Origin of the sequence: Streptomyces sp. NPDC079141, from assembly GCF_040686775.1 — a bacterium.
In the GTDB taxonomy this organism is placed as follows: Bacteria; Actinomycetota; Actinomycetes; order Streptomycetales; family Streptomycetaceae; genus Streptomyces.
This window is the reverse complement of the sequence record NZ_JBFBLP010000010.1, coordinates 1-25,776: the sequence shown is the minus strand read 5'-3', so window position 1 is coordinate 25,776 and position 25,776 is coordinate 1. Positions and strand designations below refer to the sequence as shown.

The 25,776-nt window shown below is 71.5% G+C and carries 22 protein-coding genes; 14 read left to right on the top strand and 8 right to left on the bottom strand.

What is annotated here, in order from left to right:
• Positions 1-13: 13 nt before the first annotated feature.
• Genes AB0Q90_RS25500 through AB0Q90_RS25490 form a run of 3 tightly spaced genes read right to left on the bottom strand, consistent with a single transcriptional unit; the run spans position 14 to position 4,937 of the window.
• On the bottom strand, positions 14-3,520 hold the full coding sequence (locus AB0Q90_RS25500; RefSeq protein WP_363160808.1) for a 5-oxoprolinase/urea amidolyase family protein: 3,507 nt from the start codon (positions 3,518-3,520) through the stop codon (positions 14-16).
• The gene (locus AB0Q90_RS25495; RefSeq protein WP_363160807.1) at positions 3,517-4,116 is read right to left on the bottom strand and encodes an urea amidolyase associated protein UAAP2; all 600 of its coding nucleotides are present in this window, start codon (positions 4,114-4,116) and stop codon (positions 3,517-3,519) included. Before AB0Q90_RS25495 ends, AB0Q90_RS25500 begins: the two co-directional genes overlap by 4 nt.
• Positions 4,113-4,937: an urea amidolyase associated protein UAAP1 gene (locus AB0Q90_RS25490; RefSeq protein ID WP_363160806.1), complete on the bottom strand. Its 825-nt coding sequence runs from the start codon at positions 4,935-4,937 to the stop codon at positions 4,113-4,115. The genes AB0Q90_RS25495 and AB0Q90_RS25490 overlap by 4 nt, the downstream gene beginning before the upstream one ends.
• A gap of 221 nt (positions 4,938-5,158) precedes the next feature.
• Between AB0Q90_RS25490 and AB0Q90_RS25485 the strand changes: the two genes are divergently transcribed.
• The 6 genes from AB0Q90_RS25485 to AB0Q90_RS25460 all read left to right on the top strand — a co-directional run bounded on the left by AB0Q90_RS25485 (position 5,159) and on the right by AB0Q90_RS25460 (position 10,655).
• The gene (locus tag AB0Q90_RS25485) at positions 5,159-5,785 is read left to right on the top strand and encodes a helix-turn-helix domain-containing protein (RefSeq protein WP_363160805.1); all 627 of its coding nucleotides are present in this window, start codon (positions 5,159-5,161) and stop codon (positions 5,783-5,785) included.
• Positions 5,786-6,100: 315 nt separating this feature from the next.
• On the top strand, positions 6,101-7,717 hold the full coding sequence (locus AB0Q90_RS25480) for an ATP-binding protein (protein ID WP_363160804.1): 1,617 nt from the start codon (positions 6,101-6,103) through the stop codon (positions 7,715-7,717).
• A complete protein-coding gene (locus AB0Q90_RS25475) occupies positions 7,714-8,121 on the top strand; it encodes a roadblock/LC7 domain-containing protein (RefSeq protein WP_363160803.1) in 408 nt (135 codons plus the stop codon). The genes AB0Q90_RS25480 and AB0Q90_RS25475 overlap by 4 nt, the downstream gene beginning before the upstream one ends.
• Positions 8,118-8,516 (top strand): DUF742 domain-containing protein, encoded by a 399-nt coding sequence (locus AB0Q90_RS25470; RefSeq protein ID WP_363160802.1) that lies wholly within the window; start codon positions 8,118-8,120, stop codon positions 8,514-8,516. The genes AB0Q90_RS25475 and AB0Q90_RS25470 overlap by 4 nt, the downstream gene beginning before the upstream one ends.
• A complete protein-coding gene (locus AB0Q90_RS25465) occupies positions 8,497-9,117 on the top strand; it encodes an ATP/GTP-binding protein (RefSeq protein WP_363160801.1) in 621 nt (206 codons plus the stop codon). Before AB0Q90_RS25470 ends, AB0Q90_RS25465 begins: the two co-directional genes overlap by 20 nt.
• Before the next feature lie 53 nt (positions 9,118-9,170).
• Entirely contained in the window at positions 9,171-10,655 is a 1,485-nt protein-coding gene (locus tag AB0Q90_RS25460) for a cytochrome P450 (protein ID WP_363160800.1), read from the top strand.
• A 9-nt stretch (positions 10,656-10,664) separates the two neighbouring features.
• Here the strand turns inward: AB0Q90_RS25460 and AB0Q90_RS25455 are convergent, their stop codons facing one another.
• Together AB0Q90_RS25455 and AB0Q90_RS25450 are read right to left on the bottom strand one after the other, a co-directional pair.
• Positions 10,665-11,615, bottom strand: coding sequence for an RluA family pseudouridine synthase (locus tag AB0Q90_RS25455; RefSeq protein ID WP_363160799.1), 951 nt, complete (start codon positions 11,613-11,615; stop codon positions 10,665-10,667).
• A gap of 58 nt (positions 11,616-11,673) precedes the next feature.
• Positions 11,674-13,227 (bottom strand): amino acid permease, encoded by a 1,554-nt coding sequence (locus AB0Q90_RS25450; RefSeq protein ID WP_363160798.1) that lies wholly within the window; start codon positions 13,225-13,227, stop codon positions 11,674-11,676.
• Positions 13,228-13,436: 209 nt separating this feature from the next.
• Between AB0Q90_RS25450 and AB0Q90_RS25445 the strand changes: the two genes are divergently transcribed.
• The 3 genes from AB0Q90_RS25445 to AB0Q90_RS25435 all read left to right on the top strand — a co-directional run bounded on the left by AB0Q90_RS25445 (position 13,437) and on the right by AB0Q90_RS25435 (position 16,011).
• Complete coding sequence (locus tag AB0Q90_RS25445; protein ID WP_363160797.1) at positions 13,437-14,063, top strand: PadR family transcriptional regulator; 627 nt, start codon at positions 13,437-13,439, stop codon at positions 14,061-14,063.
• 164 nt (positions 14,064-14,227) lie between these two features.
• Positions 14,228-15,238 (top strand): ATP-binding cassette domain-containing protein, encoded by a 1,011-nt coding sequence (locus AB0Q90_RS25440; protein ID WP_363160924.1) that lies wholly within the window; start codon positions 14,228-14,230, stop codon positions 15,236-15,238.
• Positions 15,235-16,011 carry an ABC transporter permease gene (locus tag AB0Q90_RS25435; RefSeq protein WP_363160796.1) on the top strand — a complete coding sequence of 259 codons (777 nt, stop codon included), beginning with the start codon at positions 15,235-15,237 and terminating at the stop codon, positions 16,009-16,011. The genes AB0Q90_RS25440 and AB0Q90_RS25435 overlap by 4 nt, the downstream gene beginning before the upstream one ends.
• A gap of 79 nt (positions 16,012-16,090) precedes the next feature.
• On the opposite strand, the gene AB0Q90_RS25430 is transcribed toward AB0Q90_RS25435, so the two are convergent.
• Positions 16,091-16,933: a siderophore-interacting protein gene (locus tag AB0Q90_RS25430; protein ID WP_363160795.1), complete on the bottom strand. Its 843-nt coding sequence runs from the start codon at positions 16,931-16,933 to the stop codon at positions 16,091-16,093.
• Positions 16,934-17,097: 164 nt separating this feature from the next.
• A complete protein-coding gene (locus AB0Q90_RS25425) occupies positions 17,098-18,027 on the bottom strand; it encodes a 5'-3' exonuclease (protein WP_363160923.1) in 930 nt (309 codons plus the stop codon).
• Positions 18,028-18,217: 190 nt separating this feature from the next.
• Here AB0Q90_RS25425 and AB0Q90_RS25420 point away from each other — a divergent pair, with 190 nt between their 5' ends.
• The 4 genes from AB0Q90_RS25420 to AB0Q90_RS25405 all read left to right on the top strand — a co-directional run bounded on the left by AB0Q90_RS25420 (position 18,218) and on the right by AB0Q90_RS25405 (position 23,504).
• On the top strand, positions 18,218-19,270 hold the full coding sequence (locus AB0Q90_RS25420; protein ID WP_363160794.1) for a betaine/proline/choline family ABC transporter ATP-binding protein: 1,053 nt from the start codon (positions 18,218-18,220) through the stop codon (positions 19,268-19,270).
• Positions 19,263-21,875 (top strand): ABC transporter permease/substrate binding protein, encoded by a 2,613-nt coding sequence (locus tag AB0Q90_RS25415; RefSeq protein WP_363160793.1) that lies wholly within the window; start codon positions 19,263-19,265, stop codon positions 21,873-21,875. The genes AB0Q90_RS25420 and AB0Q90_RS25415 overlap by 8 nt, the downstream gene beginning before the upstream one ends.
• Before the next feature lie 343 nt (positions 21,876-22,218).
• Positions 22,219-22,785 (top strand): XRE family transcriptional regulator, encoded by a 567-nt coding sequence (locus tag AB0Q90_RS25410; protein ID WP_363160792.1) that lies wholly within the window; start codon positions 22,219-22,221, stop codon positions 22,783-22,785.
• On the top strand, positions 22,785-23,504 hold the full coding sequence (locus tag AB0Q90_RS25405) for a helical backbone metal receptor (protein ID WP_363160791.1): 720 nt from the start codon (positions 22,785-22,787) through the stop codon (positions 23,502-23,504). The genes AB0Q90_RS25410 and AB0Q90_RS25405 overlap by 1 nt, the downstream gene beginning before the upstream one ends.
• Here AB0Q90_RS25405 and AB0Q90_RS25400 read toward each other — a convergent pair.
• Positions 23,416-24,561 (bottom strand): TDT family transporter, encoded by a 1,146-nt coding sequence (locus tag AB0Q90_RS25400; RefSeq protein ID WP_363160790.1) that lies wholly within the window; start codon positions 24,559-24,561, stop codon positions 23,416-23,418. The genes AB0Q90_RS25405 and AB0Q90_RS25400 overlap by 89 nt on opposite strands.
• A 70-nt stretch (positions 24,562-24,631) precedes the next feature.
• Between AB0Q90_RS25400 and AB0Q90_RS25395 the strand changes: the two genes are divergently transcribed.
• Complete coding sequence (locus tag AB0Q90_RS25395) at positions 24,632-25,558, top strand: LysR family transcriptional regulator (RefSeq protein WP_363160789.1); 927 nt, start codon at positions 24,632-24,634, stop codon at positions 25,556-25,558.
• Positions 25,559-25,776: the final 218 nt, after the last annotated feature.

Sequence of the window (25,776 nt, the reverse complement as noted above, 5' to 3'; positions counted from 1 at the left end):
ACCCGGCGGAGCGTCAGCGCGCCGCTGGAGCCAGCACGACCAGCGCCGTGCCCGCCTCCACCTGGTCGCCGGGCCTGGCCAGGATCCGTGCGACCACACCGTCGGCCGGCGCGTGCACCCTGGACTCCATCTTCATCGCCTCCAGGGCGAGCAGCGGCTGCCCCGCCGCCACCTCGTCACCAGGCTCGACGTTCACCTGCCACACGGAGGCCGCGAACTCGGCCTCCACCAGCCGCCCGCCCGGCGGTACGGCCACCTCGGCAGGTGGGGCGGCCGGCGCCGTCGCCGCCTCGGCCCGCGCGAACTCGCCCGCCGCCTCCCACGCGTCCCGCTCCGCCGCGAAGGCGGCCCGCTGCCGGACCCGGAACTCCGCGACGGACTCGGCGTGTTCGGCGAGGAAGGCCTCGTGCTCGGCGAGCGAGAAGGTGCCCTCCTCCACCCGCGGCACGAACCGCCCGGAAATGATGTCCGCCCGCAGCTCGGTGAGTTCGTCCGCGTCCACCGGATACCACCTGATCCGGTCGAAGAAGCGCAGCAGCCAGGGCGACCCCGGCTCGAACGCACCCCGCTGTCGCCAGGGCGACCACACCTGGGTCGTCCGGCCCACGAACTGGTAGCCGCCGGGCCCCTCCATGCCGTAGACGCACAGATACGCGCCGCCGATACCCACCGAGTTCTCCGCCGTCCAGGTGCGGGCCGGGTTGTACTTGGTCGTCACGAGGCGGTGGCGCGGGTCGAGGGGAGTGGCGACCGGAGCGCCCAGGTACACATCGCCCAGGCCGAGCACCAGATACTCCGCGTCGAAGACCGTGCGGTAGACGTCTTCCACCGACCGGAGTCCGTTGACCCGGCGGATGAACTCGATGTTCCACGGGCACCAGGGCGCGTCGTCGCGGACGCCCGCCATGTACCGGGCGATCGCCTCACGGGTGGCGGGGTCGTCCCAGGACAGCGGGAGGTGCACGGTCCGGGACGGGACGACCAGCTCGCCGGTGGGCGGCAGCGAGGCCACCATTTCCCTTACCGCGGCGAGGAGTTCGTGCTGGGGGAGGCGTTGGGGGTCGGCCTGGACCTGGAGCGAGCGGATGCCCGGGGTGAGGTCGGTGACCCCGTCGAGGCAGGCCTCGGCCACCGCTTCCATCAGGGCGTGCACCCGCATCCGCAGCCCGAGATCGAGCTGCATGGGCCCGAACTCCACCAGCAGGTTGTCGTCCCCGCTGCGGCGGAACGTCACATCGCCGTCCCGTGCCAGCACCCCGCCGTCGACGATCACTTCGCGGTCCCGGCCGGTCACGTCCACCGGCACGAACCGCACCGTGTCCCCGGGCCGCAGCTGCCCCAGCTTCCAGCGCTCGGTGCTGAGCACCGTCGCCGGGCACACGAACCCGCCGAGCGAGGGCCCGTCCGGGCCGAGCAGCACCGGCATGTCGCCCGTGTAGTCGACGGCGCCGACGGAGTACGGGGTGTCATGGATGTTGGACGGGTGCAGGCCCGCCTCCCCGCCGTCGGAGCGGGCCCAGCGCGGCTTCGGCCCGACCAGCCGGACGCCGGTGCGCGCCGAGTTGAAGTGCACCTTCCACTCGGCCGCGTAGAACTCGCGGATGTCGTCCTCGGTGAAGAACTCCGGGGCGGCGTGCGGGCCTTCGACGGCACCGATGCGCCAGGCCGAGGTGTGGGACGGGCGGTTTTCGACGGGCGTTCCGTCGACCCGGCCTCCTCCGTGCAGCACGTCGCCCGTCCGCAGTGCCCGTCCTCCGTGCCCGCCGAAGCGGCCCAGCGTGAACGTGCTCGCGCTGCCGAGGAAGGCCGGCACGTCGAGGCCGCCCGCGAACAGGACGTACGTCCGCAGCCCGTGCTCGGAGGGCGCGCCGACCTCCAGCACCGCGCCCGCGGGCACGGTCACGGGCACCCACTGCTCGACCGGAGTGCCGTCGACGGTGACGGGGGCCTCGGCGCCGGTCACACAGACGGTCGTGGCGTGCGTGAACCTCAACGTCGGCCCTTGGAGGGTGCATTCGAGCCCGGGCGCACCCTCCGGGTTGGCGAGCGCCCGGTTGCCGAGCCGGAAGGACCGGTCGTCCATGGGGCCGCTCGGGGGCACGCCGACCTGCCAGTAGCCGGTGCGGCCCGGCCAGTCCTGCACGGTGGTGAGGGTGCCGGCGGCGACGACCTCGATGCGCGGCGTCGGGTCGGCGACGGTCGCGAGGGTCGCTGTCGAGTGGGTGGCCGACCGGACACGGGAGTCGGTCAGCGCCGCCCGCACCAGGCCCAGGTTGGTCTCGATGCCGTCGATGCGGGTGCGCTCCAGCGCCTCGCCGAGCCGCTCCAGCGCATGCGCGCGATCGGGGCCGTAGGCGATGACCTTCGCCAGCATCGGGTCGTACGACGTCGTCACCTCCGTCCCGGTCTCCACCCAGCCGTCCACGCGCACCCCGTGCGGGTACTCGACCCGGGTCAGCAGGCCCGCGCTCGGCCGGTGTCCGCGGCTGGGGTCCTCGGCGTACAGCCGTGCCTCCACGGCGTGGCCGCGCGGTGCGCCCGGCTCGCGCACGACGTCCCGCTCGCCCCGGGCCAGCCGCAGCATCCAGGCGACGAGGTCGACGCCGTAGATCTCCTCGGTGACCGGATGTTCCACCTGGAGCCGGGTGTTGACCTCCAGGAAGCAGGCCTCCTCGCGGGCGGCGTCGTAGACGAACTCGACGGTTCCGGCGGAGCGGTAGCCGACCGAGGCGCACAAGTCGCGGGCGCTGGTGGCAAGTTGCTGCCGTACGCGGTCGGGGAGGTCCGGTGCGGGGGCCTCCTCCAGTACCTTCTGGTTGCGGCGCTGGAGGGAGCAGTCACGGTCGCCGAAGGTGACGACCCGGCCCTCGCCGTCGCCGAAGACCTGCACCTCGACATGGCGGGCGCGCTCGACGAGCCGCTCAAGGAACACCCCGGCCAAGGAGAAGGAGGCGGCGGCCACCCGCTGCACCCGTTCCCAGGCCTCGGTCAGTTCCCCGGCGGACCGGCAGGCCGACATGCCGATGCCGCCGCCACCGCCGGTCGCCTTGAGCATGACCGGGTAGCCGATGGCGTCCGCGGCCTCCAGGGCCTCGGTGAGCGAGGCCAGCAGCCCTGTCCCGGGGGCGAGTTGCACCCCCGCCGCCCGGGCCGCCGCCCGCGCGGTGTGCTTGGCGCCGAACAGCTCCAGCTGCTCGGGCGTGGGACCGACGAACACGATCCCGGCGTCCTCGCACCGCCGTGCGAAGGCCGCGTCCTCGGACAGGAACCCGTAGCCGGGGTGGATCGCCCCCGCGCCGGTGTCCTTGGCCGCCTTCAGCACCAGGTCGGCGTCCAGATACGACTCCTTCGCGGGCGCCGGACCCAGCCGCACCGCCTCGTCGGCGAGCCGGACGTGCGGGGCGGAGCGGTCGGCGTCGGAGTACACGGCGACCGTGCGCAGGCCGAGTTCGCGGGCCGTGCGGATCACGCGGACGGCGATCTCGCCCCGGTTGGCGACGAGCACGGTGTCGAAGCTCATGCGCCCGCCCCGGTGATCGTCATCTGCACGGCCGTCGGCTCGAAGCCGTTGCAAGGGTTGTTGATCTGGGGGCAGTTGGAGACGAGGACGAGGACGTCGCGCTCGGCACGCAGGGCCAGCGAGCGGCCCGGGGCGGAGATGCCGTCGACGATGCCGAGGGTGCCGTCCTTCTCCACCGGCACGTTCATGTACCAGTTGATGTTGGAGACCAGGTCGCGTTTGCCCAGGCCGTACCTGGCGCCCTCGGCGAGGAAGTTGTCCACGCACGCGTGCTGCGACCAGGTGTGGTGGCCGTAGCGCAGGGTGTTGGACTCCTTGGAGCAGGCGCCGCCGACCGTGTCATGGCGGCCGACCTCGTCGGCGACGACGGTCATCAGCGGGGTGTGCTCGTTGGACAGGAGCACGCTGCCCGTGGTGAGGAAGATGCCGCCCTGGGCGTGGATCGTGTCGGGCGCGCTGTAGCGGACCGCCGTGTCGTGGGCGTCGTAGACGAGGAAGTCGACGGCCTGGTTGCCGTGCAGGTCGGTGACGGTGAGCGTCTCGCCCTTGCGGACCACGGACGACCAGGCCGCTCGGGCGGGAACGACGGTCTTCATACGGGCCCCCTCGCGGCGAGGAATTCGGCGGTGTTGAGGAAGGCGCGGCGGCCTTCGGGGGTGGCCTCCCACAGGGGGTCGCCCGGCCGGGTGGCTTCCGCGCGCCAGGCGAGCACCTCCAGCGGGGTGCTGACGTACTCGGGGCGGGGGTCGGACGGGTGGGGCACATTGGCGACGAGGACGGTGACGTCCTGCTCGGCGCGGAGCGTGACGCTGCCGCCGGGGCCGGTCGAGCCGGTGAAGTCGAGGGTGCCGTCGTCGCGGATCTCCACGCCCTGGAAGAAGGAGAGCGAGGGGGGCAGGTCGCGGGGTTCGAGGCCGTTCTTGGCGGCGGCCAGCTTGAAGAGTTCGCGGCCGGCGGGGGAGGGGGAGTGGGGGGTGCCGTCGCCGTAGCGCTCCGTGTTGCGTACGAGGGTGGAGGTGCCGCACAGCGCGTCGTGGCGGCCGGAGGTGTCGGCGACGACGGAGGCGAGGACGCGGCCCTGGTCGGACAGGAGGAGGACGCCCTCGCCGAGGTAGGCGTTCCACTGGACCTTCACTGTGTCGGCGACGTTCAGCCGCTCCCAGGGGCGGCCGTCCGCGTGGAGGAGGAGGTGCGCGCAGGCGTCGCCGTGGAGGTCGGTCAGGCGCAGCTCCGTGCCTCGGGCCAGGACGCGGTGCGTGTAGTTGCCGCCCGCAACGGTCTCGGCCCACACCAGGTGGCCCGCCTCGCAGGGCGGGGCCGGCCAGGCGGCGGCCGGTACGACGGGCATGGCGTCGGCCCGTGCGCCCTCCTGTGCGCGCGCATGGGCACGGGCTCCGTATGTGGTGGCTGTCGCCATCGCGGGACCTCCGGGTGGGGGTGATCGCTATTTCTGTCGCCCGACAGAAATTAGGCGGGGGGTGGGTCGGGGGGATTGCCCGGGCATTGCCCGGCGGTTACCGACGCCTCACGCCGGCGGCTGCCTGCGCGCGCCCCCGCCCGCGGCTGCCTGCGCGTACCCCCACCCGCCCGCAGGCTCGTACGGCGTCCCCGGCGGGGCCGTGTGCGAGGATCGGCGGTATGGGAACCACAGGTGGGCGGCGTGTCGGCAGGCCCCGTGCCGCGCAGCGGCCGGACACCGGCCTGGAGCCCCGCGCCGAACTCCTGGCCGCCGCCGCCGAGTTGTTCACCACCCGCGGCTACGCGGCCACCACCACCCGGGCCGTGGCCGAGCGGGCCGGCATGCGGCAGGCGTCCATGTACCACTACGTCTCCGGCAAGGAGGAGCTGCTCGCCGAGCTGCTGGAGTCCACCGTCACGCCCTCGCTGGCGTACGCCCGCGAGCTCCTCGCCGATGACACGGCGTCGGCCGAGAGGCGGCTGTGGGAGCTGTGCCGGGCGGACGTGGAGCTGCTCTGCGGTGGGGAGCACAACCTCGGCGTGCTCTATCTGCTGCCCGAGGTGCGCGCCGAGGGGTTCGCCGGGTTCCATGCCGTGCGGGCCGAACTCAAGGACGCCTACCGGCAGTTGATCGCCGCGACCGCGGCGGGCGGGGCGCTGGCCAAGAGTGAGCTCGATCTGCGGACGGATCTGGTCTTCGGGCTGATCGAGGGCGTCATCCTGGTCCGCCGTTCCGATCCCGAGCGGCCCGTCGCGGTGTTCGCCGAGGCCACGGCCGACGCGGCGCTGCGCATCGCCGGGGCCTGAGCCGGCGTAGCGGAAGCGGCCGTTCACTCGTCACGGTGAGTGGGTTTCGTGCGTCTGTGCGCCGTGACGCACCGTGTGCGAATGAGGCCTCAGCGTGCAAATGGAGCAGAGCGTACTCCTGTCGCGAGGGCCATTTCAGGTGCTTGCTGAATATGACACGGCGTTGATCCGCTGGGACTAAGCTCGCCCGCAGCGCACCGAGTTGAGGCGTATTCGTGCGCTTGTTCCCAGAACTCCCTTAGATCCAGAACGTTCCATGACGTACCCCCCTGCAAGCTCCCCCGACTCCCAGCCGATTCGTTTCAGAGGGCCCACATGGTGAGTGTTCAACCCCCTCCCGCCTCTCAGCCCCGACGCCGCGAACTCCCTTATGCACGCGTGCTGTTGCTGCCCGCCATAGTGATGGCCGCGGCGACCGGAGCCGCCGTCGCCGTCGTCACGGCGCCGGCCCGGGCGGCCGTCGGCTGGTGCGGCGCCGTTGCCACGCTGCTGGTGATCGCGACGGCAGCCGAAGCCGTACGCCGTGGCCGCGCCCTGCGTGACGCCCGCGAGGAACACGCCCGTCACGCCGCGTATCTGGAGCGGCGCATCGCCGTCCACGAGCAGGAGCTGCAGCGGCTGGCCAAGGAGATCGTGCCGATCGCGATCGACTACATGCGGCGCGGGAATTCCCCCAGAGAGGTGATTCACCACATCGGTGACATCGACCCCTCCTACCGTGACCTGCCCAAGGCGCATCTCACGGTCATCCGGACGGTGCTCGACATCATCGACCACGAGGAAGCCCTGCGGGACTCCGCCCAGCGCTCCTTCGTCAACGTCGCCCGCCGGGTGCAGGCGATCGTCCACCAGCAGAACAACGAACTGCGGGAGATGGAGGAGGACCACGGCCGCAACCCCGAGGTCTTCGACGACCTCCTGCGCATCGACCACGGCACCGCGCTGATCGGCCGCCTCGCCGACTCCATCTCCGTCCTCGGCGGCGGCCGCCCCGGCCGTCAGTGGCCCGAGCCCGTGGCCCTGTACAGCGTGCTGCGCGGCGCGATGTCCCGGATCCTTGAGTACCGGCGCATCTCGCTCGACAACATCTGCAAGGTCAACATCCGCGGCATCTCCGTCGAGCCGGTCATCCACGCGGCGGCCGAACTCCTCGACAACGCCACCCGCTACTCCCCGCCTCAGGCCAAGGTGCACGTCACCGCCACCGAGGTGCAGACCGGCGTCGCCATCGAGATCGAGGACGCCGGCGTCAGCCTCAGCGAGGAGGCCCGCGCCCGGGTCGAGAACATGCTGGAGCAGGCCAAGGCCGGCGTCGACCTCCAGGAGCTCGGCGTCTCCCCGCGCCTCGGCCTGGCCGTCGTGGGCCGCCTGTGCACGGCCTTCAACATGCAGGTCTCGCTGCGCAGTTCGGCATACGGCGGCGTCCGCGCCGTCCTGATCGTGCCGCGCGAGATGATCACCACCGAACCGGGCGTCGGTCTGGCCCACGGCATCGGCGCCGCCGCCGAGCCCAAGGTGGACCTCGGCGCGCTCGAAGGCCCCAAGCGCAAGCCCAAGACCCGCCGCCCCACCAGCCCGCGCATCCCCGCCTCCGTCTCCATGGAGGACGACGTCCCCGTGGTCACCGAGTGGACCGCCAACGGGCTGCCCCAGCGCCGCAGTCGGGTCAAGACCCCGCTCAGCGAGCGGCTCGCCGAACAGGCCGCCATCGAGCGCGCCGACCGGGAGGCCATCGCCCGCGGGGAGAAGCCGGTGTGGGGCGACCCCGACGCCGTGCCCGAGCCGAAGAAGGACGAGGACGACACCCCGCCCGGGCTCTGGGTGGAGGCCTTCTGGGAGGGCCTCAAGCGCGACCCCGACCCCAACGCATTCACCCAGCCGACCACCGACCCGGCCCACGCCCCGGCCGAAGACGAGGGGGACCTCAAGTGATCCAGCAGCGAGCCAACTTCGACTGGATGCTCAGGGATCTCGCCGACGGCGTACCCGGCATCGAGATGATCGTGGTGCTCTCCGCCGACGGCCTGCGCATCGCCCGCCACGGCGGCGACCCCGACGCCGCCGACCGGGTCGCCGCGGCCTGCGCGGGCCTGCAGAGCCTGGCGAGCGCCGTCGCCCACGAAATCCCGGACAGCGACGGGAAGATGAAGCTGGTCATCATCGAGATCAACCGCGGCTACTTCTATCTGATGGCCGCGGGCCCCAATGCCTATCTCGCGGTGCTCTCCGACACGTTCGCCGAGCCCGGCCTGATGAGCAACCGCATGCGCGACCTGGTGGACCGGATCGGACCCCACCTCACCAGTCCGCCCCGGCGCAACGGGCAGGCCGTATGACTCCTCCGCAACGCCAGAGGCGCTATCCCAAGCCACCCCCGGCCCCGAAGCCCCCCCAGGAGGGACAGGGAAAGAACCCCGAGCGGCTGTTCGTGGTCGGCGGAGCCGACGGACAGGTGCGCGCGGACCTCGACCTGGTCACCTTAATCGTGGCGGGCGCCGACTCACCGCCCTCCGCCACGCCCGAGCAGGCGGCGCTGCTCCGGCTCTGCACGGCCCCGCTGTCGGTGGCCGAGCTGTCCGCCTACCTCAACCTCCCGTTCAGCGTGGTGACCGTTGTGCTCACCGAGATGCTGGCGGCCGAACTGGTGACGGCGCGCAAGCCGATCGTCCGGCAGTCGATCGCCGACCGTTCCCTCCTCGAAGCGGTGATGCATGGACTTCAAAAGCTCTGACACCATCCCGGGACCACGGACCGAGGACCAACTGCCCCACACGGCGCAGGCCGCGGTGAAGATCGTGATCGTCGGCGGTTTCGGTGTCGGCAAGACCACCATGGTCGGCTCGGTCAGCGAGATCAGACCGCTGACCACCGAGGAGACCATGACGCAGGCCGGCGTCGGCGTCGACGACAACTACGGCTCCGACACCAAGACGGCCACCACCGTCGCCATGGACTTCGGCCGCATCAGCATCACCGAGAAGCTGGTCCTCTACCTCTTCGGCACCCCCGGCCAGGAACGCTTCTGGTTCCTGTGGAACGGCCTGTTCGAGGGCGCGCTCGGCGCCGTCGTGCTCATCGACACCCGACGGCTGGAGGTCAGCTTCGACGTCATAGGGCGCCTGGAGGAACGCGGCGTGCCGTTCGTGGTCGCCGTCAACTCCTTCCCGGACGCGCCCCGTTACCCCGTCGACGAGCTGCGGCAGGCGCTCGACCTGCCGCCGGAGATCCCCATCGTGGACTGCGACGCCCGCCGCCGCGCCTCCAGCCGGGACACCCTCATGACCCTGATGCGCTTCCTGCACTCGCTCGCCATGACGGGCGCCCTCACCTGACCGAGTATCCGACCCGAACTCCAAAGACACCGGATCCACTTCGGAGCGACCACGTGACGCCTGAAACCCACCCCTCGACCGGCACGGACGACCCGCGGCTCGATCCGCCGCCCGGCTGCCCCGCCCACGGCCTCGGGCCCGGCGGCCTGCGCCGGCTCTACGGTCCCGAGGCGGAGGACCTGAGCGACCTGTACGAGCAACTGCGCGACGAGCACGGCCCGGTGGCGCCGGTCCTGCTCCACGACGACGTGCCGATGTGGGTGGTCCTCGGCCACACCGAGAACCTGCACATGCTCCGCACGCCCTCGCAGTTCTGCCGGGACAGCCGCATCTGGAACCCGCTGCTGGAGGGCATGGTCAAACCCGACCACCCGCTGATGCCGCACATCGCGTGGGAACCCATCTGCTCCTACGCCGAGGGCGACGAGCACCTGCGGCTGCGCGGCGCGGTCACCGGCGCCATGTCGACCATCGACCACCGCAACATCCGGCGGCACATCAACCGCTACACCCAGCGCCTGGTCAACCAGTTCTGCGAACAGGGCGAGGCCGACCTGGTCAGCCAGTTCGCCGAGCATCTGCCGATGGCCGTGATGTGCGAGATCCTCGGCATGCCCGAGGAGTACAACGACCGCATCGTGCAGGCCACCCGGGACATGCTGCACGGCACCGAGACGGCCATCGCCAGCCACGCCTACGTGATGAGCGCCCTGCAACGGCTCACCGAGCGCCGCCGGTCGGAGCCCTCCGACGACTTCACCAGCCAGCTCATGGCCCACCCGGCCCGGCTCACCGACGACGAGATCACCAAGCACCTGTGGGTCGTCCTGATGGCGGCCTACGAGGCCACCGCCAACCTCATCGCCAACGTCCTGCGCATGGTCCTCACCGAACCGGGCTTCCGCGCCCAGCTCAAGGGCGGCCAGATGACCGTGCCGGAGGCGGTCGAGCAGTCCCTGTGGAACGAGCCGCCGTTCAGCACGGTCTTCGCCTACTACGCCAAGCAGGACACGGAGTTGGGCGGCCAGCGCATCCGCAAGGGCGACGGACTGCTGTTCGGGATCGCGCCGGGCAATGTCGACCCGCGGGTACGGCCGGACCTGTCCGCCAACATGCAGGGCAACCGCTCCCATCTCGCCTTCGGCGGCGGCCCGCACGAATGCCCCGGCCAGGACATCGCCCGTGGCATCGCCGACACCGGGGTCGACGCCCTGCTGATGCGGCTGCCGGACGTCCAACTCGACTGCGACGAGGAAGAGTTGGCCTGGCGGCAGTCGATCGCCTCACGGCACCTGGTGGAACTGCCGGTCCGGTTCGCGCCCAAGCCCCAGCAGGACGTACTGGCCAAGCCGAGCCACGCCCCTGTCCCGCCGCAGCGCCCCGCCTGGCGCGTCAGTAGCCTGCCGCCGGAGCCGGTACAGCCCCAGAGCGTGCCCCAACCCCAGCCGGTCGCTGCCCCGGTGCCCGCACCGCAGCCCGAACCGGCCCCCCGCCTCGGCGCCTGGCGTCGCTTCGTGCGCTGGTGGCGCGGCTACTGACGGTCGCCGCTACGGACGGCCGGCCCAGGTGTCGTACGACGCCCAGGCCCCGAGCACCCGCCCGCTGCGGAACCGGTGCTCCGCCCCCGTGACCGGATCGGTGAACTCCAGCGCCCGCGCCAGCAGTTGCAGCGGCCGCCGGAAGTCACCGGCCGGCACGGGGTCGGCCACCACCGGATAGAGCGGATCGCCGAGGATCGGCACGCCGAGCGCGTTCATATGGACCCGCAGCTGATGCGTCTGCCCCGTGGCGGGCAGCAGCCGGTACCGCCCGAGCCCGTCACCGCGGTGCTCGACGAGCTCCACCCGGCTGACCGCGTTCGGCTCGCCCGCCACCTCACGGGCGGCCAGTTCGCCGCGCTCCTTCACGATCCGGCTGCGCACGGTCCGCGGCAACGCCAGCGCGGCGTCGTACGGCGCGACCGCCTCGTACTCCTTGTGCACCCGCTTGTCGCGGAACAGCGTCTGGTAGGCGCCCCGCTCCTCGGGCCGCACCGTGAACAGCACAAGACCTGCGGTGAGCCGGTCCAGCCGGTGGGCGGCGCCGAGCGCCGGCAGGTCGAGCTCACGGCGCAGCCGGGCCAGCGCGGTCTCGGTGACATGGCTGCCGCGCGGGATGGTGGCCAGGAAGTGCGGCTTGTCGACGACGACGATGTGCGCGTCCCGGTGCACGACCTCCAGCGGGAACGGCACCGGCACCTCGGCCGGCAGCTCCCGGTGGAACCACACGAACATGCCCGGCACATACGCCGCGTCGGCGGCCACCGCCCGCCCGTCCGCCCCGACGAACAGCCCCGCTGCGAACATCTCGTCGACAACACCGTCGCCCGCCGAGAGCCGCTCCACCAGATGCTCGCGCACCGTGGCCCACGGCCCCTCGAACGGCAGCCGGACCCGCACCGCGTCGACCCCCTGCCGCTGGGGCAGGGGAGCGGGCGGTGGCGGGTTCCTGCGTCTCATCACGATCAAGGGTACGGCCGCGCCGGACGGTCACCGGCCCCGTCGCACCGCCGCTCGGTCAGACGGTCGCCGGCTCTGCCTCCGCCGCCTCCCCGACGGCGGCCGGGACCGTCGTGCGCCGGCGATACGCCCGGAAGGCCAGCCCGATCGCGAGCGTGACGGCCAGGAACAGCACCGTGAACCACTGGAAGTACCAGTGCCCGCCCGCCGGGTCGTACACCGCCGCCCGCGGCCAGGCCAGGTTGACGGTCATGACCAGGCCGTACAGCAGGGCCAGCGCGTTGACGGGGACGCCCCAGCGGCCGAGGGAGAACAGCGGGGCGCCTGTCTCGTCGGTGCCCTCGGTGGTGAAGCGGCCGCGCAGTCGGGTCACCAGCAGGGGGCCGGTGACCATCGCGTAGGCGAGGTACAGCATCACGATGCAGGTGGTGCCGATGGCCAGGAACGCCTCGGGGGAGGCGAAGTTGAGCAGCAGCAGGGCCGCCGCGAGGGCGCCGACCACCACGGCGGGGGTGCTCGGCATGCCGGTGCGCGGGTTGACCCGGGCGAGGCTCTTGGCGAACGGCAGCTGTCCGTCGCGGGCCATGGAGAACAGCATCCGGCAGGCCGCCGTCTGGATGGCGAGGGTGGCCACTGCGATCGCCACCACCACGTCGGCGAGCAGCAGCCGGCCCACGCCGTCGCCGAGGCTGCTGGTCAGGACGTAGCTCAGGCCGTCGACGGCGAGCCGGCCGTCGGTGAGGCTGGGCGCGGCGAGCAGTCCGCCGAGGACGATCAGGCCGCCCAGCAGACCGGCCGCGGCGAGTGCGGTGAGGATCGTGCGCGGCGCGGTGCGCCGCGGATGGTGCGTCTCCTCGCTCATCTCGCCCGCGCTGTCGAAGCCGATCATCACGTACGCCGCCGTGAACGAGCCCACCAGCAGCGCGCCCAGCAGCCCGGACTGTGCGGCGCCGTCGGTGTGGAAGGTGATGCCGGGGGAGCGCTCGGAGTGGGTGAGCAGCAGGACGACGATGAGGACCGCGCCGATGATCTCGGCGGTGACGCCGACCCGGTTGACCACGGACATCACCCGGTTGTCCAGGAGGTTCACCAGCGTGGTCAGCACCAGCAGGAACACGCCGAGGAGGGCCGCGTTGGCGGCGCCGTCGGCCGAGGTCGGCGCCGGGTCGGTGCCGATCAGCTGGAAGCCCGACCAGATCGCCGGGAGCACCATCTGCAGGGCCAGTGCCGCCGCCGCGACGACCACGATCTGCCCGATCACCATGATCCATCCGGCGAACCAGCCGAAGGCCGGGGTCGAAAGGCGCGAGGACCACTGGTAGATGGCGCCGGAGATCGGGTAGCGGGCGGCCAGTTCGGCGAAGCAGGCGGCCACCAGGAGCTGGCCGGCCAGCACCGCCGGCCAGGCCCAGAAGAAGACGGGGCCGCCGAAGAAGTAGCCGATGGCGAAGAACTGGAAGACGGTCGTCAGGACGGAGATGAACGAGAAACCGGCGGCGAACGAGGCGTACCGGCCCAGGCTGCGGTGCAGTTCCTGGCGGTAGCCGAACTGGGCGAGGGAGCGGTCGTCGGGATCCGGTGAGCGGTCGGCGGAGGGGGCGTTCGGGGTCACTGCGGCACCTGCCTTCGGCGCAGAATTCCTGTCGGGCGACAGAAATTAGGGACGGCCGGTTTCAGCGGCGTCACGGCGGAGTGTCCGAGGTGGTCCCAAGCCCTCACGCCCATCCGGCCGGTCGTCGATCGCGATACATCGTGTCCATTGACGTGCCCGCACTCTCGCGATATGTTCGGCTACGGATATTCGGAAGCGAGGTGGTCGTGATGGCGGCAAGGAAGCGCCGCAAGCTCAGCAATCCGCTGGCGCTCGCCGTGATGACGACGCTCCTGCAGAAGCCGATGCATCCGTACGAGATCGCCCAGACCCTGCGCAGCCAGGGCAAGGACGCCAGCACGAAGACCAACTACGGCTCGCTCTACACGGTCGTGCAGAACCTGGAGAAGCACGGCTTCGTCGAGGTGACCGGAGTGGAGCGCCAGGGCAACCGCCCCGAGCGCACGGTCTACGGGCTCACCGACGCCGGGCGCGAGGAGATGGCCGAGTGGCTGTCCGACCTGATCGCCATCCCGGCGAAGGAGTACCCGATCTTCGAGACGGCGCTCTCGCTGATGGCGGCGCTGCCCCCCGAGGAGGTGGCCCGCCTGCTGGAGACACGGCTGAGCACCCTGGAGATCCAGGTCGCCAGCGGCCGGGGGGCGCTGCAGAAGCTGTACGAGACGCTGCCGAGGCTCTTCCTCGTCGAGGTCGAGTACCAGCTGCACATGGTCGAGGCGCAGGCGCAGTGGGTCCGGGGTTTCCTCGCGGAGATCAGGGAGGGCTCGCTGCCCGGTGTCGACACCTGGCGGCACTTCCATGAAACGGGGGAGCTGCCGGCCGAGTTCACCGAATGAGAGAGACCCCGGCAGGGCTGTTGGAGCAGCTCCGCCGGGGTCTCGAACCCCGAACCGAATCCGCCGTGAGGCAGACCGGGCGATCGAGGTGCGGCACACCCAGGATAGCCCGGCGCTCCTCACGCGGATCTTTCGTCATCCGCTCACCGAGGAGAGCAGTCGTGATGCACACCCGTGCGCCCGCAGTGCAGGCGCTCCAGCTGACCAAGACCTATCCCGGTGAAGTCACCGCCCTGCGCGGCATGGACCTCACCGTCGAACCCGGCACCGTCTTCGGCCTGCTCGGCCCGAACGGCGCCGGCAAGTCCACCACCGTCAAGATCCTCACCACGCTGGCCCGCCCGGACTCCGGCACGGCCACCGTCGCCGGCCACGACGTCCTGCGCCACCCCGACCGGGTCCGCCGCGCCATCGGTGTGGTCGCCCAGAACTCCGGCGCCGACCCCGTCGCCACCGGCCGCGACAACCTCCGGCTCCAGGGCAGGCTCTACGGCATGAAGGGCGCCGCCCTCGACCGGCGCGTGGACGAGCTGCTGGAGCGCTTCACGCTCGCCGACGCCGCCCGTCGTCCCGTCAAGAACTACTCCGGAGGCATGCGGCGCCGCCTCGACGTGGCCCTCGGTCTGGTGCACCGCCCCGAGGTGCTCTTCCTCGACGAGCCCACCACCGGCCTCGACCCGGAGGCCCGCACGGCGATGTGGGACGAGATCGCGCGGCTCGCCGGCGAGGAGGGCCTGACCATCCTGCTCACCACGCACTATCTGGAGGAGGCCGACCGGCTGGCCGAGCGCATCGCGATCGTGGACCGCGGCCGGGTCGTCGTGGCGGGCAGCCCGGACGCCCTCAAGGGCGAACTCCGCGGTGACGCCGTCCACGTGGAGCTGCGCGAACCGGTCGGCGAGAGTGGCCGTACGCTCCTTCAGAGCTCCCTGGGCGCACTGTCCGGGCTGCACGAGGTGCTGGTCGACGGGCGCCGGATCAGCGTCCGCGTCGACGACGGGTCCGCCGCGGTCCCGGCCCTGCTGGCCGCGCTCGACCGCGCCGGCGTCGGCGTCGCCAGCACGACCGTCGCCCGCCCGTCCCTCGACGACGTCTATCTGCGCCACGCGGGCCGCCGTTACACGGACGCCGACACCGCCGCCGCGACGCTGGTCTCCGCCGGAGGTGCGCGATGAGCACGGCCGTCACCCAGACCTGGTACATGACGCAGCGTCAACTCATGGTGTTCGTACGGCAGCCCGCGTACGCGATCATCACCCTGATCCAGCCGGTGATCTGGCTGTTCCTGTTCGGCAGTCTCTTCCGGGAGGTCGTCGAGCTCGGCGGCTTCGGCACGACGTCCTACCTCGACTACCTCGTCCCGGGCGTGGTGGTGATGAGCGCGCTGGGCGCCAGCATGTGGGCCGGGATGGGCACCCTCGACGAGATCCAGCGCGGCACCCTGGACCGCTTTCTGACCACCCCGGTCAGCCGGGCCGCGCTGATGAACGGCAACGTCGTCCACAACGGCCTGGTCACCGCCGCCCAGTCGGTGATCATCGTGCTGCTCGGTCTGCTGGGCGGCGCCGACTACCCGGGCGGCATCGCCGGCGTCACCGTCCTCGTCGTCGCCTCGGTCCTGCTCGGCACGGTCTTCGGGGCGCTGTCCAACGCGCTCGGCATGCTAGTGCGGGAGCGGGAGTCGATCATCGGCATCAACACCTTCCTGCTGCTGCCGCTGACGTTCCTGTCCAGCGCGTTCATGGCGCCCGCGCAGATGCCCGGCTGGATGCGGCACGTCGCCGACGTCAACCCGCTCGACTGGGCGATGGTCGCGGGCCGTTCGGCGCTCTCCGACGACCCGGACTGGGGAGGAGTGCTGCTGCGCGGCGGCGGGCTGCTGGCGCTGGCAGTGGCGGCGGTGTGGCTGTCGATCCGGACGTTCCGCTCGTACCAGAGGTCGGTGTAGGGGGCGGAGGGCACGCCCGCCGCGTGGACGGCGGACAGGCCCGCGCCGAGCAGCGCGGGCCCCTCGGCGTCCGTACGCCTCACGCGGCGGGCGTGCCCTCCTGCTCCGCCTCGATGCGCGCGTTCCACTCCCGCTTCGACGCCTGCCAGCCGTCCTCGTTGTGGCCCAGGCGCCAGTAGCCGGAGATCGACAGGTCCTCGCGCGGAATCTGGCGCTCGACCCGCAGCATCCGGCGCAGCTCCTTCACGAAGGCCGCCTCGCCGTGCACGAACGCGTGCAGCCGGCCCTCGGGGAAGTCCAGCGCCCGGACTGCGGCGGTCAGGGCCTCGCCGACGGGGCGGTCGCCGCGGTGCAGCCAGACCACGTCCACATCGGAGTCGATCTTCTGCTCCTCCTCCGGCCCCGCCACCTCCACAAAGGCGTGAACGGTGGCCCCGGCGGGCAGCGCCTCCAGGGAGCGGGCGATCGCGGGCAGGGCGCTCTCGTCGCCGACGAGGAGGTGCCAGTCGGCGGCCTGGTCGGGGGCGTAGGCGCCGCCGGGGCCCATGAACCGCACGGTCTCGCCCGGTTTGGCGCGCAGCGCCCAGGGGCCGGCCAGGCCCTCGTCGCCGTGGATCACGAAGTCCACGGTCAGCTCGCGGTGTTCGGGGTCCCAGGCGCGCACCGTGTAGGTCCGGGTCACCGGCCACTGCTCGCGCGGGAACTCCTCGCGGATGCGCTCCATGTCGAAGGGCTCGGGATAGGTCGCACCCTCGGCCGGAAAGAGGATCTTCACATAGTGATCGGTGCAGGTGTCCGCCGTGAATTCGGCGAGCCCGTCACCGCCGAGCACCACGCGCTGCATATGCGGGGTCAGCCGTTCGGTACGGACGACCTGCGCGGAATGCGGCTTCCGCGGCTTGCGGGCAGGGCGTTCTGCCATGACGGCCTCCCTCTCTCCAAGCTTAGGCTTACCTAAGTTAGCACCTCCCCCTGCCAATTGCCTCCCCCGGCAAAGTGCGTGAAGGAGAATTTAAGGGACGAATTCCCTGCCCACCGAACCTCATTCACTCGATGGGGAACACCATTCCCACCGGGAATCGTATTTCACACGGTCAACGTCGTGAGCAGGCGCTGAAGCGAACCGCCCAGACCCCAGCGCTCCGCCAGCTCCCGCACCGCCGCCGGATCGCGCGGGGCGCGCGGCAGGGCGGTGTCCACCTCCGGGACCGGGACGTCCGCGGCCACCCGCACGACCGTCGGCGCGACGGCGACATAGGGCCGCGACTCGTCCAGGCGCTTGCGCTGCGAGGGGGTGAGCTTCGACTTGGGATCGTCCACCGCGGCCATGATCCCCGCCAGGTCGCCGAACTCGGCCAGCAGCTTCGCGGCCGTCTTCTCGCCGATGCCCGGCACGCCCGGCAGGCCGTCGCTGGGGTCGCCGCGCAGCAGCGCCAGATCCGCGTACCCGCGGCCGTCCACGCCGTACTTCTCGCGCAGCCACGCCTCGTCGGTGAGCTGGAGCGTGCCCACGCCCTTGAGCGGGTACAGCACCCGGATCCCGCGCGCGTCGTCCACCAGCTGGTACAGGTCGCGGTCCCCGGTGACGATGTCCACGGGGCCCTTGGCCCGCGCGGTGTACGTGCCGATCACGTCGTCCGCCTCGTACCCCTCGACCCCCACCCGTGCGATGCCGAGCGCGTCGAGGACGGCCTCGATGACGGGCACCTGCGGGGAGAGCGTGTCCGGCACCTCCTCCTCGTCCGGCCCGGCCTCGTGCTCCTCGGCGACCCGGTGCGCCTTGTAGGAGGGGATGAGGTCCACCCGCCACTGCGGGCGCCAGTCGGCGTCCATGCAGGCCACCAGCGCGTCCGGGCGGTGGTCCTTCACCAGGCGGTCGATGAATTCCAGCAGCCCGCGCACGGCGTTCACCGGTGTGCCGTCGGGGGCCTTCACGGACTCCGGCACGCCGAAATAGGCGCGGAAATAGAGCGAGGCGGTGTCGAGGAGCATCAGTCGTCCGGTCACGCCATGCATCATGCCGTACACCACTGACAAGGGCGTATCACCGCAACAGGTTGCGTCATGCGCACTTGCTGTGAGCTGGACCACTTGTCCGTTTGTGCCCGGGGAACAAGGGCAGGCGCGCCTCGGAGCGATGTCGCTTGCGCATTCAACTGTTGCGCGGCTCGCTCCGTTTTCCTTGTCCCCGAAACAAGAGGTACGTGTGTCAGCGAGACTAGAGGCCGAACATCTCTACAAGGTGTTCGGCAGACGAGAAGACGAGGCAGTGGAGCGGCTCCGGGGCGGAGCCGACCGGGAGGAGCTGCGCGCCGACGGCACCACTGCCGCCGTGATCGACGCCTCCTTCACCGTGGAACCGGGCCAGATCTTCGTCGTCATGGGCCTGTCCGGCTCCGGCAAGTCCACGCTGCTGCGCATGCTCAACGGGCTCCTGGAGCCCACCGCCGGACAGGTCCGCTTCGACGGCCAGGACCTGACCGCGCTCAGCGACCGGGGCCTGCGCGAGGTCCGCGCCAGGAAGATCAGCATGGTCTTCCAGCACTTCGCGCTCTTCCCGCACCGCAGCGTCGTCGAGAACGCGGCGTACGGCCTGGAGGTGCAGGGCGTGGCCAAGGCCGAGCGCATCGAGCGGGCCACCACGGCCCTGGAGCTGTGCGGCCTCAAGGGCTGGGAGAAGTCCTGGCCGGACGAGCTGTCCGGCGGTATGCAGCAGCGCGTCGGCCTCGCCCGCGCGCTCGCCACCGACGCCGACCTGCTGCTGATGGACGAGTCCTTCAGCGCGCTGGACCCGCTGATCCGCCGCGACATGCAGGACCAGCTCCTCGAACTCCAGACCAAGCTGAAGAAGACGATCGTCTTCATCACCCACGACCTCAACGAGGCCATGCGCCTGGGCGACCGCATCGCCGTCATGCGCGACGGCCGCATCGTCCAGATCGGCACCGCGGAGGACATCCTCGTCCGCCCCGCCGACGACTACGTCGCCTCCTTCACCCAGGACGTCGACCGCTCCCGGGTGCTGACCGCGGCCTCCGTCATGGACCGGGACGTGCGCGGGGACGAGGCCGACTGCGGATGCGAGAGCGGCTGCGAGACCGCGACCCCCGACACGACGTTCGCCGAACTCTGCGCGATCAGCGCCCGGTTGACGCACCCCGTGGCGGTGCTCGACGCCCAGCGCAAACTCGTCGGAGTCGTCCCCGACAGGCGCCTGATCGGCTTCCTCGGTGACGGGGAGGTGGCGGCCAATGCCTAGGATCGAGTTCGGCTCCTGGGTCAACGACGCGGTCGAATGGCTCACCACCCACATGGGCTGGCTGTTCGACTTCTTCGAGCAGGTCTTCCGCGGCGCCTACGACGGTGTCGACGCCGTCCTCCAGGCCCCCGAGCCCCTCCTCCTCACCGGCATCTTCGCCGTGATCGCCTGCTGGCTGCGCGGCACGCTCGCCGGAGCCCTCACCTTCGTGGGCTTCGCCTTCGTGATCTCCCTCGACCTGTGGGAGGACGCGATGGTGACCCTGTCGCTGGTCCTCGTCGCCACGGTCATCGCGCTGGTGATCTCGGTGCCGGTCGGCATCTGGGCGGCGCGCTCCAGCCGGGTCAGCGCGATCGTGCGGCCCGGCCTGGACCTCATGCAGACGCTGCCGGCGATGGTCTACCTCATCCCGGCCATCCTCTTCTTCGGCAGCGGCGCCGCCGCGGGCATCGTCGCCACCCTGGTCTTCGCGCTCGCCCCGGGCGTCCGCATGACCGAGCTGGGCATCCGCCAGGTCGACGAGGAACTGGTCGAGGCCGCCGAGGCCTTCGGCACCACCCCGCGCGACACCCTGCTGCGCGTCCAGCTCCCGCTGGCCCTGCCCACCGTCATGGCGGGCGTCAACCAGGTCATCATGCTGGGCCTGTCCATGGCGGCCATCGCCGGCATGGTCGGCACCGGCGGCCTGGGCGGCGACGTCAACGAGGCCATCGGCCAGCTCAACATCGGCCTCGGCGCCGAGGCCGGCATCGCCATCGTGATCCTCGCGATCTACCTGGACCGTATGACCAGCGCGCTGGGCACCCAGGTCTCGCCGCTCGGCCGCCGCGCCGCCGCCCGGCTGCGCGCCGCCCGGGGCCTGAACATCTGGTCGTACCGCCCCAAGGCCTCCGTCGCCGTGGTCGGCGTCGTCGTCCTCGCGCTCGTCGCGGGCGGCATGGGCATCTTCGGCGGCGGCGACAAGGCCGAGCCGGTGGCCGACGGCACGAACGTCGGCCAGGGCAAGAAGATCAGCATCGGCTACATCCCCTGGGACGAGGGCGTCGCCTCCACCTACCTCTGGAAGGAGATCCTGGAGCAGCGCGGCTACGAGGTCGAGGCCAAGCAGTTCGACGCGGGCCCCCTCTACACCTCCCTCGCGCAGGGCGACGTCGACTTCCAGACGGACGCCTGGCTGCCCACGACCCACGAGCAGTACTGGAAGCAGTACGGGGACCGCCTCGACGACCTGGGCTCCTGGTACGGCCCGACCTCCCTTGAGCTGAGCGTGCCCGCCTACATGAAGGACGTCGACTCCCTCGACGACCTCAAGGGCAAGGCCGCGCAGTTCGACGGGAAGATCACCGGCATCGAGTCCAGCGCCGGCATGATGAGCCTGCTCAAGAGCAAGGTCCTCGGCGAGTACGGCCTGGACAAGGAGTACAAGGTCGTCGACAGCTCGACCCCGGCCATGCTCGCCGAGCTCAAGCGCGCCTACGACCGGCAGGAGCCGATCGTCGTCACGCTCTGGTCGCCGCACTGGGCGTACAGCGACTACAAGCTGAAGAAGCTCAAGGACCCCAAGGGCGCCTGGGGCGCGGGCGACGAGGTGCACACCGTCTCCCGCAAGGGCTTCGCCGAGGAGAACCCGGTCGTCGGCCAGTGGCTGAAGGACTTCACCATGACCGAGGAGCAGCTCACCGGCCTGGAGTCGGAGATCAACAAGGCCGGCAAGGGCAAGCAGCAGGACGCCGTGCGCGCCTGGCTGAAGGACAACCCCGGTGTCGTCGACGAGCTGGCCCCGGTGCAGAACACCGGGACCCCGGCCGAGGCCGAGCGGCCGCTGGACGTGGCCTGGTTCCCCTGGGACGAGGACATCGCCGTCACCTACCTGTGGAAGAACGTCCTGGAGCGGCGCGGCTACCGGCTGAACCTCAAGCAGATGGACGTCGGCCCGGTCTACACCGGCCTCGCCTCCGGCGACCTGGACCTCAACTTCGACGCCTGGCTGCCGTACGCCCAGCAGAACTACTGGGACAAGAGCAAGGACAAGCTCCACGATCTGGGTACTTGGTACGAGCCGACGTCACTGGAGGTCGCCGTGCCCTCCTACGTGAAGGGAATCGACTCGCTGGAGGACCTCAAGGGCAAGGCCGACACCTTCGACGGGAAGATCGTCGGTATCGAGCCCGGCACCGGCGAGATGAACCTGCTCAAGACCAAGGTGCTGCCCGGGTACGGACTCGACGACGAGTACGAGGTCGTCGACGGCTCCACCCCGGCCATGCTCGCCGAGCTCAAGCGGGCCTACGCCAAGAAGGAGCCCATCGCCGTCGTGCTGTGGTCGCCGCACTGGGCGTACAGCGAGTACGAGCTGACCAAGCTGAAGGACCCGCAGAAGTTCTTCGGCGAGGGCAATACCATCCGCACGATCTCCAACCAGGAGTTCCCCGAGCAGTACCCGCAGCTCACGAAGTGGATCAAGAACTTCAGAATGAGCGAGGACGAGCTCGGCACCCTTGAGCAGGAGATCAAGGACCGTGGCCAGGGGCACGAGGAGGAGGCCGTCGCCGCCTGGCTGGAGGAGCACCCGGACATGGTGAACCGGATGACCCCCGCCGCGTAGCACCCCCGTTCCGGCGGGCGTCCGGCGCACCTGACGGTGCCGGACGCCCGCCTTCTGCGTATCCGAACAAAACAGGCCAACTGGGTGGCCGGCCGCCCATCACCGCCCCGACCAGGGCTTCCGGCACCCGGGGAACACCGGGAACCGGCTGCGCATTGAACCCGGGGACGGCAGACTCGGGCTGATCCGGGGTCAGCGGTGGCGTGAACTGTGAGGTCCTGCCCGCCGCCGTGTGTCGTCGATGTGACGGGCGCATGAAACGGTTTGCCGAACATGCGTAGGGTGCAGAGAACTCATCAGGAGATGTGTCACCGGGCGACGAGCGAAGGAGGGAGCCGGAGCGATGGGCGACCACAAAGAACAGCCACTTCGAGTGGGCGCGGCCGTGCGGCGGCGACGCCGCGCACTGGAGCTCACCCTCGCCGTCGTGGCCGAGCGCAGCGGCCTGTCGGTGCCCTTCCTCAGCCAGGTGGAGAACGACAGGGCCCGGCCCAGCAGAAGCTCCCTTGAGAAGCTCGCCGACGCCCTGCGCACCACCGCCGTCGAACTGCTCGCCGCCGCCGACCCGGCGTGCAGCGTCGATGTCGTACGCGCCGAGTGCATCGAGCCGACCCCCGAACCGCGGGCGCGTTCCCTGGTGCGCGGTCACCATCAGATGCACGCCTCGGAGTTCACCGGAGGCCATGAGGCCGGCCGTGAATTCCAGTACCGCAACGACCAGTTGATGTACGTCGCCGACGGCGCCGTGGAGATCGAGGCGGAGGGCCGCGCCTACCGGCTCGGCCGCGGCGACACGCTGTACCTCACCGGCGGGGTGCGCCACCGCTGGCGGGCCACGGTGCCCGACACCCGGGTGGTCGTCGTCGCCGTTGCGGAGCACATCGAGGCGGTCCAGGACCGGCCGCGCTGATGCGCGTCGTCTCCCTGGTGCCGTCCCTGACGGAGGCCGTCGCGGTCTCCGCCCCCGGCGTCCTGGCCGGCGCCACGGACTGGTGCACGCATCCGGCGGACCTCGACGTGCCCCGGGTGGGCGGCACCAAGAACCCCAAGGTCGAGCGGATCGTGGAACTCGCCCCCGACCTGGTGATCGCCAACGAGGAGGAGAACCGCGCGCCCGACCTCGCGGCGCTGCGGGCGGCCGGCGTCGAGGTGCTGGTGACGGAGATCCGCGAGGTGCCGCAGGCCTTCGGTGAGCTGGCGCGGGTGCTGGCCGCGTGCGGGGTCCGGGTACGGCCGCGCTGGCTGGACGAGGCGGAGGAGACCTGGTCCTCACTGGCGCCGCCGGAACGCCGTACGACGGCCGTCGTCCCGATCTGGCGCCGCCCCTGGATGGTGCTGGGCCGCGACACCTTCGCCGGTGACGTGCTGGCCCGCCTGGGCGTGGACCACGTCCACGCCGCGCACCCGGACCGCTATCCGCGCATCCCTCTGGAGGATCTGCGGGCAGCCGCCCCGGACGTCGTCGTCCTCCCGGACGAGCCCTACCGCTTCACGCCCGACGACGGCCCCGAGGCCTTCCCCGGCCTGCCCTGCGCACTGGTCAGCGGACGGCACCTGACCTGGTACGGGCCGTCACTGGCCGAGGCACCACGGGTGCTGGGCGCGGCCCTGCGAGCAGCTCACCGCTGAGCACGCCGCGGGCGGTGTGCACGGCGGCGGTGACCCAGGCGGCGACGAGCACGCCGTACAGGGCGATCGCGAGGCCGTCGTAGACGGCGAGGCCGGTGTGGCGGGCCAGCTGCCCGGCGCCGGTGACACAGGTGCCGACCGGGAAGGTGAACGCCCACCACGTCATCGCGAACCCCATGCCCTGCCGCCGGGCGCGCACGACATGGGCGGTGGCCAGCCCGAACCACAGCAGCGCGAACCCCATGACCGGCACGCCGTACAGCACGGCCAGCACGTCGAACCCCTGGCTGTACGGGGCCGGTACGACACCCGGGGCCACCTCGGCGAACGCGCCGACGGCGGTGGTGGACTGGCCGAGCGGCCCCAGCACCAGGAACAGGGTCGGGGTGAGCGCGAGCGGAAGCGGTCCGGCGGTGATCAGGCGGGCGAAGACCAGCGGCAGCATCAGCAGGGTCGCCAGCAGACTCAGCCCGAACATCGCGAAGCAGGCGAGCAGCAGCGTCTCCTGGGCCTGCCCGGCCGGCAGATGCGGCACGAGCAGCGGCCCGAGGGCGGCGGACACCATGGGCGCGACGAGCGGCAGCAGCCACACGGGCGTCGCCTGCGCGGGATCCACCCGGTGGCGTACGGCCATCAGATACGGGACGGCGACGGCGGCGGCGAGTCCCACGGCCGTACCGGCGGTGAACAGCACGACGTCCAGCGCCACGGCGGCCTCGGTGCCGATCCAGTCCCGTCCGACGGTGACGGCACCGCCGCCGACGGCGAGCAGGGCCATGGACAGACAGCCGTAGAACGGAGCCATCGCGGGGTCGAGCAGATGGGCGCGGGCCTGGTCGCGATGGTGGGCCCAGTGCAGGGCGCGGGCGCAGAGGAGCACGACGAGCAGCGTCAGGGACAGAGCCCAGACGGCGGCGAGGGGAGCCCGAGGGAGGTTGCCGGGAAGTGCCGCGCCCGCGGTGGCGACGACGGCGGTTCCCATGACGGAGGCGTACCAGTTCGGTCCGAGGTGACGGACGGCGGTGGCACGGGGGAGGGGCTGGGCGGCGGTGACCATGCGACCACGGTCGCGCGGGGGCGGGGCCGTCACCAGGGAGCATGTCTCTATGAGGACATAAGCTGGGTTTATGAGCAGTATGGAGGATCACGCGGGGCCGACCGGTTCGCTCGCGCACCGGGTGCCGGACCTGGGCGCGCTGGAGCTGCTGCTGGCGGTGGCGCGGCTGGGCAGTCTCGGCGGGGCGGCGCGTGAGCTGGGCATCACGCAGCCCGCGGCCAGCAGCCGGATCCGGTCGATGGAACGGCAGTTGGGCGTGGCGCTCGTGGACCGTTCGCCGCGGGGCTCGCGGCTGACGGACGCCGGGGCGCTGGTGACGGACTGGGCGCGGCGGGTCGTGGAGGCGGCGGAGGCGTTCGACGTGGGCGCGCAGGCGTTGCGGGACCGGCGGGACTCGCGGCTGCGGGTGGCGGCGAGCATGACGATCGCGGAGTACCTGCTGCCCGGGTGGCTGCTGGCGCTGCGCGCCGGGCGGCCGGACACGGCGGTGTCGCTGCTCGCGGGGAACTCGGCCGCGGTGGCGGAGCGGCTGCTGGCGGACGAGGCGGACCTGGGGTTCGTGGAGGGGCTGACCGTGCCGACCGGGCTGGACTCGGTCGTCGTCGCCCACGACCGGCTGATCGTGGTGACGGCACCCGCCCATCCCTGGGCCCGCCGTCGTCGCCCGCTGGCGGCACGGGAGCTGGCGGAGACGCCGCTGATCCTCCGGGAGGAGGGCTCGGGCACCCGCCAGGTCCTGGACACGGCCCTGGGCGGACTGGCCCGCCCCCTGATCGAGCTCTCCTCCACTACGGCGGTGAAGGCGGCGGCGGTGAGCGGCGCGGGCCCGGCGGTCCTCAGCGAACTGGCCGTCCGCGAGGAGCTCTCCATGCGCCGCCTGGTGAGCATCCCGGTGGAAGACATCTCCCTGGCCCGAGCCCTGAAAGCAGTCTGGCCAACGGGCCATCGCCCGGTGGGCCCGGCGAGAGACCTGCTGTCGCTGACGCGGGCGAAGTAGCGGGTGGGTGCGGGGGGTTGTTTTCGCCCCCGCCGCCCCTACCCATTCCCGTCCCCTGGGGGCTGCCGCCCCCAGACCCCCGCTTCGGCCTGAACGGCCTCGTCCTCAAACGCCGGACGGGCTAAATCCAGCCCCTCCGGCGTTTGAGGAGCGGGGGTCCAGGGGGCAGCGCCCCCTGGAGGACGGGACGGGTAGGGGCGGCGGGGGCGAAAACCCTT